A 13,604-nucleotide genomic window follows, 5' to 3' on the forward strand; every position below is an offset into this window, starting at 1 on the left:
GCTACTCCTGCGTGTTGCGCCAGTAGTAGTCGTTGTTGCTTGTTAACTTTGAGTTGGGTTTTGAATCCTAGTAGCATACAGTGATTTTACTGTAATTCTGTCACAAAGCAAAAGATGACAGGAAATTTTCAGTAAATGTGAGTATTTGTTAGTATTAGTTAAGAAAACAGTAACTAGCTACTAACCCCCAGTAATTGTACCTTATTAAACCAATGATCTATCAGTTAAAATCTCATAACCATCTTCTTTCACTAACACAGTATGTTCAAACTGAGCAGATAAAGCATTATCAACAGTTACAGCAGTCCATCTATCAGCCAAAATTCTGGTATTTTTTGAACCTGCATTTAAAATTGGTTCAATGGCTAAAGTCATACCAGCACGTAATTTCACATTGGGAATCTCACGAGTTCTATAGTTAAAAACCGCAGGTTCTTCGTGTAAATTTCTACCCACTCCATGACCTGTAAATTGTTCCACCACACTAAATTTATTCATTTTTACATGGTCTTCAATCGCACCAGCAATATCCGCAAGGTGAGCGCCGGCTTTAACTTGTTCAATTCCTTTATATAAAGCTTCTTCCGCTATTTTTATTAATCTAGCTGCTTCTGGGGTGACATTTCCCACGGCAATTGTTATACAAGAATCACCATGAAATCCCTGATAATAAGCACCTGTGTCAACTTTTAATACATCACCGGAGCGAATAACCTTTTTCGGACTAGGAATACCATGTACAACTTCATTATTAATACTAGAACAAATCGAAGCCGGAAAACCGTGATATCCTTTAAAGCTAGGAGTTGCACCCATTTCGCGGATACGTTTTTCTGCATGAGCATCTAAGTCAGCAGTTGTCATTCCTGGTTCTACTAACTCAGAAATTTCTTTGAGAACAGTGGCTACAATCTTAGCCGATTGTCGCATGATTTCGATTTCGCGGGGAGATTTAATTTCTATACCCCTGCGTTGTCTGGGTGCTGTGGGTTTGGTTTGAACTGTTTCAGAAATTAGGTTGCTGAGAATGTTCATCATGTAATTTAGTAATTTCCGTGACTTTACGGCTTAGATTTCAGGTTGTTGAGATTTATTGCAAAAAATATCTATCTTTACGTTAGCTTATTTTGCGTTATTTAGAAAATTTGGTAACGGGTAATTGGTAATTGGTAATTTTCCATCCCATGTTTTATAAGTTTTTTTAATCTGAATTTTGCCAAATTTGTTCAACTTACTATTTTTCGCAATAAATCACCTCTATTCTCAATATTATTGAGAACATTATCAATAATTTTACGAGTTTAGGTTTTTTCAGCGATTGATATTTACTTACTAACTTTTTCTGGTAATATATATGTATAATCTAAGGGATTAATATATCATTTTTATAATTATTACAAGATAGTTCTTCCTCATCGGAATCCATTATATCAGGTTCTATCGTTTTTGTCAACAGTTTAATCTCTCTATTTGGCGGGTTTTTCTGGTAAAAATTCACAACTATAAATCCTGTACATTCTTAAATCCTGATTTTGAGAAAGATAGATAAAGATATAGGACTAATATTTGATTTTTGAACAGAACTCCATACATGGTTCGGCTTCGCTCACCATAAATACTGACAGCCTTCTTTCCTGTTCCCTGTTCCCTGTTCCCTGTTCCCTGCCTCTACAAAAAATTCATGAATCAAATCAGATCACTATAGATTAGGATTTAATGACTATTTCTCCTTTCATACCTGCTTCAGAATGTCCGGGGATGGTACAACGTAAATTATATTTTCCGGTTTTGAGAGGAACAAACACCCATTCTGCTTCTGCACCGGGTTTGAGTTCTAATTCGTGGATGTTACCTTTAATTTCCACATTTCCCGCTTCTACCTTTTGGGTCCAAATAGCATCAGCGAAATCTTTACTTGTAAAATAATGCTTGACGGGGCTAGGGTTAGTTAAAACTAGCTTGTACAGTTTTCCTGATTGAAATTCTAAAAAATTAGGTTCAAATTTCAACTCACCCGCAGCATTTCCCAGGCTGACAGTAATTTCGGACGGTGGTTGTTTGAGTATATCAACAGAGGAATTGTTTAAGTTTTCTGCGATCGCTAAATTTGTATTTGTGAAACTCAGACAAATCAGAAGTGTCAATAAACAAAAGACTGAATATAGACGTTTAGTAATTTGCTTTACAAAATAGGTATACATAATCAAAGTTCCTAGTGAGCGATAAGTCGCTCAAAATCTAAATTAGCATGAGGACTAAAGTCCTGACTACATACGTTTTGTCACTTAATAGAATTATCTGCTATTATTGCAGGTCCAGCAGTAACTACTACCAATTTATCAGGATCGAGTTGCTGACGCGCAAATTGATCAACTTCGTTTTTGGTGACTTTTTGGATTTTTTCTGCAAAACCCTGTAATTCTATCCCATCCAGTCCAAAAACCTCGTTCATTAAAATTCTAGCGGTTAACTGCTCTGGTTTAGACAGTGAAATATTATAGTTACTAATCAAAGTGCGTTTTGCGGTTTCTACTTCTTCTGGGGTGACACCTTGCTGATTTATTTGTTGTAAGATTTTGCGGGTAGTTGCGATCGCCTTATTTGCATCTTCAGGACTGGTTTGCATTTCAATTAAAAATGTGCCAATATTCTTTCCCCCTTGGAAATTACTATAAATTCCATAAGTCAAACCTAAGCGATCGCGCACTTCTGAACCAAGTCTACCAGATACGCTGTTTCCTGCCAAAATTTCATTCAAAACCAAAGCTGAATAAAATCTCGGATCTTGACGTTTGACACCCAGATCCCCCATATAGGTGATAGTTTGCGACTTTCCGGGTAACACTGAATTAATCTGTAAACCACGTTCCGTTTTTACCACCAGGGGATATTCTACCATCGGTGGTTTTCCCTGAACTCGCCAATTACCAAATTGAGTTTCTAAGAGCGATCGCACTTTTTCAATTTCAAAATCACCCACCAATACTAAAATCATCGTATCTGGGCGATAATGTTTTTGTCGAAATGCCATCACATCTTTCCGGGAAATTTTCTGTATACTTTCTAAAGTTGGGAAAATGTGTAATGGATGATTTTGCGGATATAATGCTTGCATAAATTTCCGGTTTGCTACTTCATCAGCATCATCCAGTTCTAACTTTAAGCCATTTACAGCTTGTTGACGACTAATTTCTAACTCTTTTTTAGGAAAAGTGCTATTTTTAACGACATCAGCTAAAGTCTCCAGCAAAACTGGTAAGTCTTCCTGTAAACTTTTACCCTGAATCCGCACACCTTCCCGCAATGTGGTAAAATCTAAACTCGCTCCCCTACGATCTAAAATATCTGCAATAGTTAATGTATCTTTGGTTTTCGTCCCATTTAACAAATTATTCGCCACTAAAGACGCTAAACCGGCTTGATCAGTTTTGTCAAATTCCTTTCCTGCTTTAATATATCCACCTAACGTCACTGTCGGACTACTCTTGTCTGGTAATAACAACACCCGCAACCCATTGACAAACGTTAAGCGTTGTGGTACGTGTGGAATTGAATGATTAAAATCATCAATCTTTTCATCTGTAGCTGGTAAATACTTCATCACCTCAGATGCAGTTATTTTCACACCAGTAGTTAAATTTTCTGCTGTGGAAAATTCAGAAGTTTGATAATTTTCATCTTGGGCATTTTGCACAGGTACAAAAAAACCAACCGCTGCTGCTTCTGGTTTTAGATACTTATTAATTACATCTATCACATCCGCTGGTTTGACTTTGCGGACATTTTCTATATATCGTTCTGTATATCTATAATCATTAGCAATAAGCAGATCATTAGCAAACTGCATCCCTTGACTGGTGATATCACGTCTGTTTAAAATTACATTTGCTATGAGTTGACTCTTAGCGCGTTCAACTTCCTCTAATGTTACACCAGTTTTGACAAGTTTCGTTATTGCGTTCTTGGTAGTTGCATCAATTTTTTGTAAATTTTGATTAGGTGCAACAGTAACAGATAAATGATACCAGCCAATTGCTCGCAAACTGACAACATGAGCAGAAATATCAGTTGCTAAACCAGATTTTACCAAAGCCTGATACAAATAAGAATTTTTTCCCCCCGTCAAAATATAATCCATTACTCCCAAAACTGGAGTATCGGGATCATTTAAATGGGGAAGTGGATAAATTATCTGTAAAAACTTTCCCGCACCAGGTTCTTGTAAAACTATAGGAGAAGTTGGTACTTGGGGAGTTGGGGGTTTAGGGAGTTGGGGAAGTCGTTGACTTTTGGGAATTTTTCCAAATATTTCCTTAACTGTTTCCAAAACCCTTGCAGTTGGGAAATCGCCCACAATCACCAAGATAGCATTATTTGGATGATAGTATTTATCATAATAATCCCTCACCTGCTCAACTGTCAACCTTTCCACATCAGCCACAGTACCCGCAGGAGGTAAACCATAACCATGATCAGGAAATACAGACTGCATCACAGCACGCTTGAGGCGGTATTTAGGACTATTTTCATCACCTTGTAACTCAGAAATAACAACCCGCTTTTCACTTTCTAGGTGTTGGTTATCAATGAGTAAATTTTCCATTCTGTCTGCTTCCAGTTCCAGCAGTGCTTTCAGCTTATCGCGTTCTGCAGTATGGTAATATGCTGTTTGCTCAAAACTGGTAAAAGCATTAGAGTCACTACCCAAAGCACTAAATAACTGTCCAAACTGCACCGGACGGTTTTTTGTGCCTTTAAACATTATGTGTTCTAACTGGTGAGCAATACCATTGATGCCAGGAGCTTCTTTAGCCGAACCTATATTGTACCACATTTGCACCGTAACAACTGGTGCATTATGAACTTCTTTAGTGAGAACAGTTAAACCATTATCCAGAACAGTCTTTTGAACATTGTTTGTCACTGTCAGATTATTTTTGTTTGCGTCTACGGATATTTGCTGATAATGTTCCCAGTTGAGTTTAATAAAATTGAGATTTCCAGAAAACAAGTATCTCAGCAAAAAGGCTGATATCAAGGAGAAAAGGAATAATAGTAGCGGTACACGATAGCGATGGAAGCTAGAAATTACAAGCATATATTTTTTGAATATAAGTAAATAAGACTACATCTTTTTACCTATACAGTTCGAGTTGAAAGTTTCTGGAAAATTTTGGGAAGGAGTTCAGGAGTCAGGAAAAAGATAAATATTACCTGTTCCCTATTGCCTTCTTACTGTCACCAGTCACCAGTCCCCAGTCCCCAGTCACCTATTTCCCCAAAAACCGAATAAACTCCAAAGGTAAACCGTCAGTGTCAGCAATGAAAGTGACTTCTAAAATGCGATCGCCTATTTGCTGCTGAGTTGGTTCTAAAAGAACTTGGAGAGGTGACAACTCAGATACATCAGAGATTTTCGCTTTTAAGTCTGACAACCAAATATATAAATCTGGTACGGTTTGGGTTAAATCAAAAGAAAGATGATAATAACCCACATAATGCTCATCTGCAAAAGCATCAGGGGCGGGTTTCGGCTGTGGGATCTGGATCAGTTCAATGCGGCTATCTAATCCTTCCATCCAGCAAGCTAAAGTATAACCGGTAGTAAAGCGATCGGCAACCGTAAATCCTAACTGTTCATAAAATGCGATCGCCCGGTGAATATTCGCAGTTCTAATAGAAGCATGGTGCATGGAATTTTAGATTTTAGATTTTAGATTTTAGATTTTAGATTTTAGATTTTAGATTTTATATAAATATAAGTAAATATGCTGGTAAAAGCTTAGTAGCAAAGCAAATGGCAAAAGGCAAAAGGCAAGAGATAATAAGAAGATAAATATGCTTACCAATTACCAATTACCAATTACCAATTACCAATTACCACTAATATCTACTCAAACAACCGGAAATAAGGATAGCGCACAGGTACACCAGGTTCTTTATCCAGATCAAAATTAATCACATCCCAAGATGGATCTTCAGCGGGATCAGGTCCAAACTCCACTGGTAAACCATATAAACGAGCAGTACCAGCTTCCGGTTGTCCAGAACGCCAAGGACTGCTGCGTTCTAAATAACCACTCATTAACTCTTGATAGCGACGGGCAATAATTACCCTTGTAGCCCGATAACCTTGAGTATATAGCTTATCTAAAGCCTCGTGAATTTCAAAGCGAATGCCATCAGGATGAGTATGTTGTCGATACCATTCATTATTCCACCTCCGCCAATGACGACCCGACTGGAGATGTACCAACTCTTCCGTTTTCGGGTTCGCTTCAAAAGCGCCATGACGCGTACATAAATAAGTATCAGTCAACGTCAGCGCCGGAATAGTCTGGCGACAGTGTGGACACTGTATTTCAGGTCCAAATATTGGGTACTGTAAGCCTGGATTCATCATGAAGTGTGTACAAGCATAGTTTTATTTTTACCAGCACCAATAGGTTGGATTTAACACTTCGGCTCTACTACTTTGAGTGAGTTGCCGCAAAAGCAAATCTCAGCAGTTTTTTCCTTAGCGTACAGACCAAACGACTGTGGTATCCTGGTTGTGCAACCAGCCTCAAAGGTTGGAGTTTTTCCAGTGTTCCTGGGTACCATATCAATATTCTATCGTGTCTACTGTTTCCTATTGGACATCTCCCGATTTTTCTCAAGCTGCCTTTATCGCAACCAACGCCGTTGTTGTCGGATCAGTCAGGATCGCAGCAGGGGCAAGCATCTGGTATGGTGCAGTAGTGAGGGGGGATGTAGAACGTATTGAAATCGGCGAATGCACAAACATACAGGATGGAGCCATTTTACATGGTGATCCTGGTCTGCCCACCATCTTAGAAGATCATGTTACTATAGGACATCGTGCCGTGGTACATTCTGCCCATATTGAACGGGGGAGTTTAATTGGCATCGGCGCGATAATTTTAAATGGAGTCCGCGTTGGCCATAGTAGCATCATTGGCGCTGGTGCAGTTGTTACCAAAGACATACCCCCATTTTCCCTAGTAGTTGGCATCCCCGCTAAAGTCGTCCGTCAACTCACAAAAACGGAAGCTGCCGAACTCATAGAACACACCCAAAAGTACCACAAATTAGCCCTTGTTCACGCCGGTAAGGGGGATGATATTGGTTTTAGGTAATATTATTCCCAATCACCAGTCACCAATCACCAATCACCAGTCACCAGTCCCCAGTCACCAGTCACCAGTCCCCAGTCACCAGTCACCAGTCCCCAGTCCCCAGTCACCAGTCACCAGTCACCAGTCCCCAGTCCCCAGTCACCAACTTCAACATTCTTGACAATGCCCCTTGGAAAAATACCCGACTTCAGATAAAAATAAAAATTGATATCTGTTGACAAAACTTTAATTTCTAGATAACAGAGGTTTCTAAATATGGACATTGATACCCGTGTAGTCATCGTTTTAGCACCATTAGCCATTGCAGCAGGTTGGGCTGCTTTTAATATCGGTGCTGCTGCAATCAGACAAGTGCAAAACTTTTTAAATAAAGAAGCATAATTTAGGTAATGGGTAATGGGTAATAGGTAATGGGTGATAGTTCTCCAATTACCAATTACCAATTACCAATCACCAATTACCAATTACCAATTCTGTGAACATCAACTCCCTACTGCAACCCTTTCAACACTTTGGCGTTAACCTGGGACTATCCCGCATTGTCAAATTATTGGCAAATCTTGACAATCCCCATCAAAAAGTACCAGTGATTCATGTTGCTGGAACTAATGGTAAAGGTTCTGTTTGCGCTTATCTATCATCTGTTCTCACTGAAGCCGGTTATCGCACAGGAAGATATACTTCACCTCATTTAATAGATTGGCATGAGCGCATTTGTATTAATGAACAACCCATCACTTCAGAAAATCTGTTTCAATTAATACAGCAAGTTCAAGAAGCAATAGATAAAAATGGAGAATCACCGACCCAATTTGAAGTAATTACCGCAGCCGCTTGGTTATATTTTGCACAGCAAAAAGTCGATATAGCCGTGGTAGAAGTGGGATTAGGTGGTCGTTTAGATGCGACTAATGTTTGCGAAAAGCCTTTAGTAACAGTAATAACTTCTATTAGTAGAGAACATTGGCAACAATTAGGACCCACAATATCTGATATTGCCAGAGAGAAAGCGGGTATAATTAAAGCTGGATGTCCTGTAATTATGGGACCTTTACCAGAAGATGCCGAAAAAGTAGTAATATCCCGCAGTTTAGAATTACGAAGTCCGATTTTTACCCCGCAACCAGCAGTAGAAATTAATCCTGGATGGGCAGAATATCAGACAATTGAAAATTCAGGATCAATTAAATATAAATTACCATTAAAAGGGCAAATTCAATTAACAAATTCTGCCTTAGCATTAGCCGCTTTAGAAATATTACAACGACAAGGATGGGAGATTTCTGAACAAGCAATTATTAATGGGATAGAAAAAACCAAATGGCCAGGAAGAATGCAATGGTTTACCTGGAAGAATAAACAGAATAATCACGATTATCAATTATTAATAGATGGCGCACATAACCCAGCATCAGCAGCAGTTTTGAGAAATTATGTAGATAGTCTTACCCCATCCCGCAAGCAGGGAGGGGAGTATAATTCTATAACTTGGGTAATGGGAATGTTAGCGACAAAAGATCATGGTGATATTTTTCAAGAGTTGTTAAAAAAAGGAGATAAATTATATTTAGTACCTGTGCCTGATAGTAATTATGCAAATTTAGAAGATTTAAAAAAATTAGCTTTAGAAATTTGTCCAGATTTAGGTTTTTGCAGCATCTATGAAGATGTATTTTTGGCTTTAGATGCTGCTTTCACCTCTTCAGAAAACCTGGTTATTTTATGTGGTTCTCTTTATCTCATCGGCTATTTTCTAGGTAATTCATAATTAGGGTTTGCTGAAAAAGTCCCTTCGTTGAGGCAGGGAATAGGGAATAGGGAATAGGGAATAGTTTTAGCTATCTGTTATCCCCAGATTTTCTAATTTATGAGACCCAAAATGCACAGTTTTTAAGGTATACCCTTCAAAAATCTTGCACTTTCTTTCCTCCTGATCAGCCTCAAACCTTTGATTTACCAGTATTTTGGGTTTATTCAGCAAGCCCTAATTATCAATTGTCAATTGTCAATTATCAATTACCTATTATCCCATTGTTGTGCTGCATCTGTGACAGCTTGATCAACTGTTTTTTGTTTTAACATTGCCGCTTGGAGATTTTCATAAATTGCCTTTTGCAACAATTTAAAATCCTTCATTTTGGGAGTTAAAACTTCTGCTTTTTGCATTTGTTCAGCACTGATAATTCTGGCTTTTTCCACAGTAGAAGCATTAGCCGGAACTTCCTGAAAATAACTATCTGATAAAGCTTTCACCGTCGAAGGTAAAACATTTGCAGCTTTAGCAAAAGCTAATTGATTTTCGTCATTGGTGACAAATAAAGCAAATTTCACTGCTGCATCAGGATTTTTGGTAGCACGGGGGATGACAATATTCATTACAGCCACATTTTTCTTACCTGTATCACCGGTTATTTGGGGTGCGATCGCCGAAGCTTTAGCAATTTCTGGGGCATTATTAGAAATAGTCTTCAAAAACTCAGGACCAGAAGCTAAAAACGTCGTTTCCCCAGATTGGTATAAATCAATAGCATGACGATGGCCTTGAGTCAATGATTCTTTAGGTAGTAATCCTTTCTGATATAAATCTACCCAATACTGAAAAGCTGCTTTTCCTTGTGGTGTGTTAAAAGCCGCCTTACCCTCAGCATTTACCAAAGTCACACCCATTTGCACAAAAGATTCCAAAACCTCACCAGAATCTTGAGGTACAAAAGTAGCAAAAAAGGCGTATTTACCAGTTTTATCTTTAATTTGTTGCGCCGCTTGTGCTAATTCTGTATAAGTTGCAGGTGGTTTTGTGATACCTGCTTGTTTGAGCAAATCAGTGTTATAAATAGTTAACCTCGTAGTCAGATACCAGGGAATCCCAAAACTTTTACCATTGAGGGTACTAGCTTGCCAAATATTGGGCAAATAGGAGGAACGGACTTCACTAGGGACCTTTGCATCCAAATCTAACCAGGCATTTCTTCCTGCTAGTTGGGAAGCAAAATCTGGGTTAAGGTTAACAACATCTGGGGGCGTTTTTGCGGAGACAGATGTTAAAATCTTGTTCTCCATCGCAGCCCAAGGAACATCCACCCATTTGACTTTGATACTGGGGTTTTGGGATTCAAAAGTCGAAATCAGACTTTGGAAGTAGTTAGTAAATTGGGGTTGGAGTTGCATCGTCCAAAACTCAATGGTGGCGACTCCTGAAGCAGCAGGTTTTGTAGTTGTACTCACATTACCCGTGCTGCAACTGACCACCCAACTAGCTAATAAGCCAAACAAAACCCAAACAGTTAGTTTTTGTAATTTTTGCAATCTGATCATCGTGGTAATATTTTTACGATTAACGAGGGTGATTGGTGATTGGTGATTGGGGACTGGGGACTGGGGACTGGGGACTGGGAAAGAAAATTTTAGATTTTAGATTTTAGATTTTAGATTGGAGTTAACAAAAACAATCCAAAATTCTTGCATCCAAAATCCAAAATAAATAACTCCTGACTCTTGTACGGGCGAAGTAGGGGCGAAGCATTCGGAAAATAACCTGTGATAAAAATTGATAATTTATCGCCCGAATGCTTCGCCCTTACAGGAAAATAGCCTTTTCATAAAATTGATAATTGGTCGCCCGAATGCTTCGCCCCTACGACTCCTGACTCCTTATCATAAATTTTCCATTTAGCAATCTAGCAGGTAAAACTGTGGTTAGCATCTTGAGTAATCTTGGTAATCTCCTTGGTAAATCCAACAAAGGTGTTGGTATTGAACTAGCACCAGATCGAATGAACATAGTTCAAATGCGTAAGCAGCGCCAAGGTTTAAAAATAGAATCTTTGATAACTTACCCCGTCCCAGAGGGAATAATTATAGATGGTAAGATTAACGATTCTCCCCGGATGGCGGAAATTATCCAACAGGCAATAGCTGAAAGCAAAATCCAAGCTTCCCGTTTTGCTACTTGTATTCCCGGAAAAGATGCTATTGTGCGTGTGATTCCTGTACCAGCTGAATTGGATGATAAAGAGTTGCGGGACATTGTGCTTAACCATGAAGCAGCATTGTATTTACCCTATCCACGAGAAGAAGCTGATGTAGATTATCAAAAATTGGGGTATGTTGTAGACGAGGATGGCATTGAAAAAGTACAAGTGCTTTTGGTTGCCACTCGTAAAGAAGTGACAGATACCTATATTAATACTTTTGCCGAAGCTGGATTAGCAGTTGATGTTTTAGAGATTAACAGTTTTGCTCTGATTAGAACTATTCGGGATCAGTTGCGACTATTCGGACCCCAAGAAGCAGCAGTTTTAGTTGATATTGAATTTGATAGTACAGAAATTGCCATCATTATCAATGGAGTACCACAATTTTCTCGTGCTGTGCCTATAGGTACATATCAACTGCAAGCGGCTTTATCTAGGGCAATGAATTTGCCCATATCACGGGAGATGGATATGTTGATGGATATGATTATTCCCGCAAATCCTTTGGATGTAGCTAGAACCGGGCTGACTGGTGCTAATCCTGGTATGAGTCCGATGTTAAAAATACTAGGAGAATTAGCTGATGAATTACGTCGTTCTATAGATTTTTATATCAATCAGAGTGAGGGTTTAGAAGTTGCACAGATTTTACTAGCTGGTATGGGAGGAGGATTGCAACAACTGGATGAATTTTTTACTCAAAGATTAGGTTTTCCTACTACTCAAATAGATCCGATCAGAGATTTATCTTTGGAAGTAGAAGAAGATAAATATCCCCCAGTGCAACGCCCTGGTTTGGGGATAGTTCTTGGTTTAGGAATGCGGGAGGCATAAAAAAATGTACAGTCTAGATATTAATTTTCTCAAAGATCGCTCACCTGCTGAGTTGGATAATAATAAACCTGTTAGACCAAAAACTGATATCACTGAATATACACCAGCTTTATTGGGAGTCGGTGTGGGTTTGTCTATTCCAGCTTTGGTGTTTGGTGTTTTGTTGTTTTTACAAGCCCAAAATGCAGGACTAGGACAACAAATTGCCCAACTAGAGGAGGAAAACAAAAACCTAGATGTAAAATTAGCCGATATTCAGAAAATTAAGGAGGAAACAAAAGGCATTAAAGATCAAACACAAGCTTTAGTCACAGTGTTTGATCAGATTCGTCCTTGGTCAGCAATGTTACAGGATTTACGCGATCGCATTCCCGCAAATGTACAGTTGGAAACCATTAAACAAATTCCACCTGTGATCAAAGCCAAGAACAGTGAAGACGACAGTAACAATGCCGGAGAATTAGAAATTACAGGTTATGCCCGTTCTTTTGCTGATGTCAATGACTTTCTGTTAATTATGGGCAAATCCAAGTTATTTAAGCCCGAAGAAAGCAGAATTAGTACAGCGGAATTAGTTGATGCACCTGAGATCACTGGTGCTGTTCCACCTGAGACGAAAAATGAAGTGAAATTTAAACCTCCTCAAGTAGTTAAATACACTATTAAAGCTAGTTTAAGTCCTGTACCTGCATCGCAATTAATCCGTGATTTAGAACAAAAAGGTACAGTCGGATTAGTTGAAAGAATCCGTAACTTGCAAAAAATAGGAGCCATTAAATGACAGTCAGTGATGATTTAAATTTTTCTAAAAACGCCAATTTTGATGAGGCTGGATCTTCCTATCCTGTTGCCTTTGGTGTGACTTTTATACCTAAAGTAACTGGTGGGGTAGTTGGTGCTATGGGCTTGCTAGGCGCTGTTTATATGATACTAAACATGGTCATGCCAGAGTTTACCAACTTCCAAGACTTGCAAACCAAAAGTAAGGACTTGCAAGGACAAGTAGACCAAAAAAATCTCCAAGCTAAACAAGCATATAAATTACTAGGAGAATTAGCTCAATCTAAGCAACAACAAACCCAAGTTTTAGCTTTATTTGCTAATGAAAAAAGTCTGGATACATTACTTTTGGATACCAGTCGTTTGGTAGATTCCAGTAATGCTACAGCTATGGGCAGTAATGCCATTAAAGCCCAACTGAAAAAGTTTGCACCAGCAGGAGAAAAACCAGAAATTATTACTGATGGTAGTCTGGGAGACAAAGTTAACAACAAACTCAAACGCCAAGTTATCAAAGTAGAAATAGAAGGCAATTTTGAACAAACTCAGGCAATCATGCGTAATATTGAGCGATTACAGCCTTTATTACTCGTGCAAAATTATGATTCTAAATTAGTACCACCAGAAAAAGAAGATACAGATGATAAGCAAAAAGGAGTGAGTACAGGAGTCGGCAAAATTTCTACTTCCTTTGACTTAGTAGCATTAATGCCATTAACTGCTGAAGAACAGGCAGAAGCAGCAGCAAAAACCGCACCACCGCCTAAGTAACCTGCAAAAATCCTGAGTGCTGATTTGTCACTTATATGGCAATTCCATGTACAATGGATGACTATTAGATTTTGGCTTAATAAGTAGATATACAGACTGTTTTTTA

14 protein-coding genes are annotated in these 13,604 nt (G+C 38.6%); 7 read left to right on the forward strand and 7 right to left on the reverse strand.

Translation table 11 applies throughout. The annotated features are described in order from the left end of the window. The 6 genes from H6F47_RS27710 to H6F47_RS02335 form a co-directional block, all read right to left on the reverse strand. A partial coding sequence (locus tag H6F47_RS27710) for a helix-turn-helix domain-containing protein (protein ID WP_242027321.1) occupies positions 1–77 on the reverse strand: 77 nt, incomplete at its 3' end. Between the two features lie 127 nt (positions 78–204). Further along, complete coding sequence (gene map / locus H6F47_RS02315; RefSeq protein ID WP_096572288.1) at positions 205–1,035, reverse strand: type I methionyl aminopeptidase; 831 nt, start codon at positions 1,033–1,035, stop codon at positions 205–207. A gap of 671 nt (positions 1,036–1,706) precedes the next feature. Then, the gene (locus H6F47_RS02320) at positions 1,707–2,201 is read right to left on the reverse strand and encodes a plastocyanin/azurin family copper-binding protein (protein ID WP_190347935.1); all 495 of its coding nucleotides are present in this window, start codon (positions 2,199–2,201) and stop codon (positions 1,707–1,709) included. Positions 2,202–2,281: 80 nt separating this feature from the next. After that, complete coding sequence (locus tag H6F47_RS02325) at positions 2,282–5,098, reverse strand: pitrilysin family protein (RefSeq protein WP_190647505.1); 2,817 nt, start codon at positions 5,096–5,098, stop codon at positions 2,282–2,284. Positions 5,099–5,270: 172 nt separating this feature from the next. Beyond that, the gene (locus H6F47_RS02330) at positions 5,271–5,693 is read right to left on the reverse strand and encodes a VOC family protein (protein ID WP_096572285.1); all 423 of its coding nucleotides are present in this window, start codon (positions 5,691–5,693) and stop codon (positions 5,271–5,273) included. Positions 5,694–5,890: 197 nt separating this feature from the next. After that, complete coding sequence (locus H6F47_RS02335; protein ID WP_096572284.1) at positions 5,891–6,403, reverse strand: TIGR02652 family protein; 513 nt, start codon at positions 6,401–6,403, stop codon at positions 5,891–5,893. Between the two features lie 214 nt (positions 6,404–6,617). On the opposite strand from H6F47_RS02335, the gene H6F47_RS02340 reads away from it, so the two are divergent. The 4 genes from H6F47_RS02340 (at position 6,618) to H6F47_RS02355 (ending at position 8,907) form a co-directional block, all read left to right on the forward strand. After that, entirely contained in the window at positions 6,618–7,139 is a 522-nt protein-coding gene (locus H6F47_RS02340; protein WP_190647506.1) for a gamma carbonic anhydrase family protein, read from the forward strand. Further along, the gene (locus tag H6F47_RS02345; protein WP_206755132.1) at positions 7,120–7,299 is read left to right on the forward strand and encodes a hypothetical protein; all 180 of its coding nucleotides are present in this window, start codon (positions 7,120–7,122) and stop codon (positions 7,297–7,299) included. The genes H6F47_RS02340 and H6F47_RS02345 overlap by 20 nt, the downstream gene beginning before the upstream one ends. A 95-nt stretch (positions 7,300–7,394) precedes the next feature. Beyond that, complete coding sequence (locus tag H6F47_RS02350) at positions 7,395–7,520, forward strand: photosystem II protein Y (RefSeq protein ID WP_096572282.1); 126 nt, start codon at positions 7,395–7,397, stop codon at positions 7,518–7,520. A 94-nt stretch (positions 7,521–7,614) separates the two neighbouring features. Further along, positions 7,615–8,907 (forward strand): Mur ligase family protein, encoded by a 1,293-nt coding sequence (locus H6F47_RS02355; RefSeq protein WP_190647510.1) that lies wholly within the window; start codon positions 7,615–7,617, stop codon positions 8,905–8,907. Between the two features lie 248 nt (positions 8,908–9,155). Here H6F47_RS02355 and H6F47_RS02360 read toward each other — a convergent pair whose 3' ends face one another. Next, complete coding sequence (locus tag H6F47_RS02360; RefSeq protein ID WP_096572280.1) at positions 9,156–10,454, reverse strand: sugar ABC transporter substrate-binding protein; 1,299 nt, start codon at positions 10,452–10,454, stop codon at positions 9,156–9,158. A gap of 386 nt (positions 10,455–10,840) precedes the next feature. On the opposite strand from H6F47_RS02360, the gene H6F47_RS02365 reads away from it, so the two are divergent. From H6F47_RS02365 to H6F47_RS02375, 3 genes are read left to right on the forward strand one after another with little or no spacing between them, the layout of a single operon-like run. Next, positions 10,841–11,947: a type IV pilus biogenesis protein PilM gene (locus H6F47_RS02365; protein WP_236104162.1), complete on the forward strand. Its 1,107-nt coding sequence runs from the start codon at positions 10,841–10,843 to the stop codon at positions 11,945–11,947. A gap of 4 nt (positions 11,948–11,951) precedes the next feature. Further along, positions 11,952–12,728 carry a PilN domain-containing protein gene (locus tag H6F47_RS02370; protein ID WP_137669109.1) on the forward strand — a complete coding sequence of 259 codons (777 nt, stop codon included), beginning with the start codon at positions 11,952–11,954 and terminating at the stop codon, positions 12,726–12,728. Continuing rightward, positions 12,725–13,498 (forward strand): pilus assembly protein PilO, encoded by a 774-nt coding sequence (locus H6F47_RS02375; protein WP_190647512.1) that lies wholly within the window; start codon positions 12,725–12,727, stop codon positions 13,496–13,498. Before H6F47_RS02370 ends, H6F47_RS02375 begins: the two co-directional genes overlap by 4 nt. Positions 13,499–13,604 lie beyond the last annotated feature (106 nt).

The organism is Sphaerospermopsis sp. FACHB-1094 (assembly GCF_014696195.1).
Taxonomy (GTDB): domain Bacteria; phylum Cyanobacteriota; class Cyanobacteriia; order Cyanobacteriales; family Nostocaceae; genus Sphaerospermopsis; species Sphaerospermopsis kisseleviana.

Coding starts and splice junctions, on each gene's coding strand:
- map (WP_096572288.1), bottom strand. CDS start 1,035: ATGAACATTCTCAGCAACCTAATTTCTGAAACAGTTCAAACCAAACCC.
- H6F47_RS02325 (WP_190647505.1), bottom strand. CDS start 5,098: ATGCTTGTAATTTCTAGCTTCCATCGCTATCGTGTACCGCTACTATTA.
- H6F47_RS02330 (WP_096572285.1), bottom strand. CDS start 5,693: ATGCACCATGCTTCTATTAGAACTGCGAATATTCACCGGGCGATCGCA.
- H6F47_RS02335 (WP_096572284.1), bottom strand. CDS start 6,403: ATGATGAATCCAGGCTTACAGTACCCAATATTTGGACCTGAAATACAG.
- H6F47_RS02345 (WP_206755132.1), top strand. CDS start 7,120: ATGATATTGGTTTTAGGTAATATTATTCCCAATCACCAGTCACCAATC.
- H6F47_RS02320 (WP_190347935.1), bottom strand. CDS start 2,201: ATGTATACCTATTTTGTAAAGCAAATTACTAAACGTCTATATTCAGTC.
- H6F47_RS02350 (WP_096572282.1), top strand. CDS start 7,395: ATGGACATTGATACCCGTGTAGTCATCGTTTTAGCACCATTAGCCATT.
- H6F47_RS02360 (WP_096572280.1), bottom strand. CDS start 10,454: ATGATCAGATTGCAAAAATTACAAAAACTAACTGTTTGGGTTTTGTTT.
- H6F47_RS02370 (WP_137669109.1), top strand. CDS start 11,952: ATGTACAGTCTAGATATTAATTTTCTCAAAGATCGCTCACCTGCTGAG.
- H6F47_RS02375 (WP_190647512.1), top strand. CDS start 12,725: ATGACAGTCAGTGATGATTTAAATTTTTCTAAAAACGCCAATTTTGAT.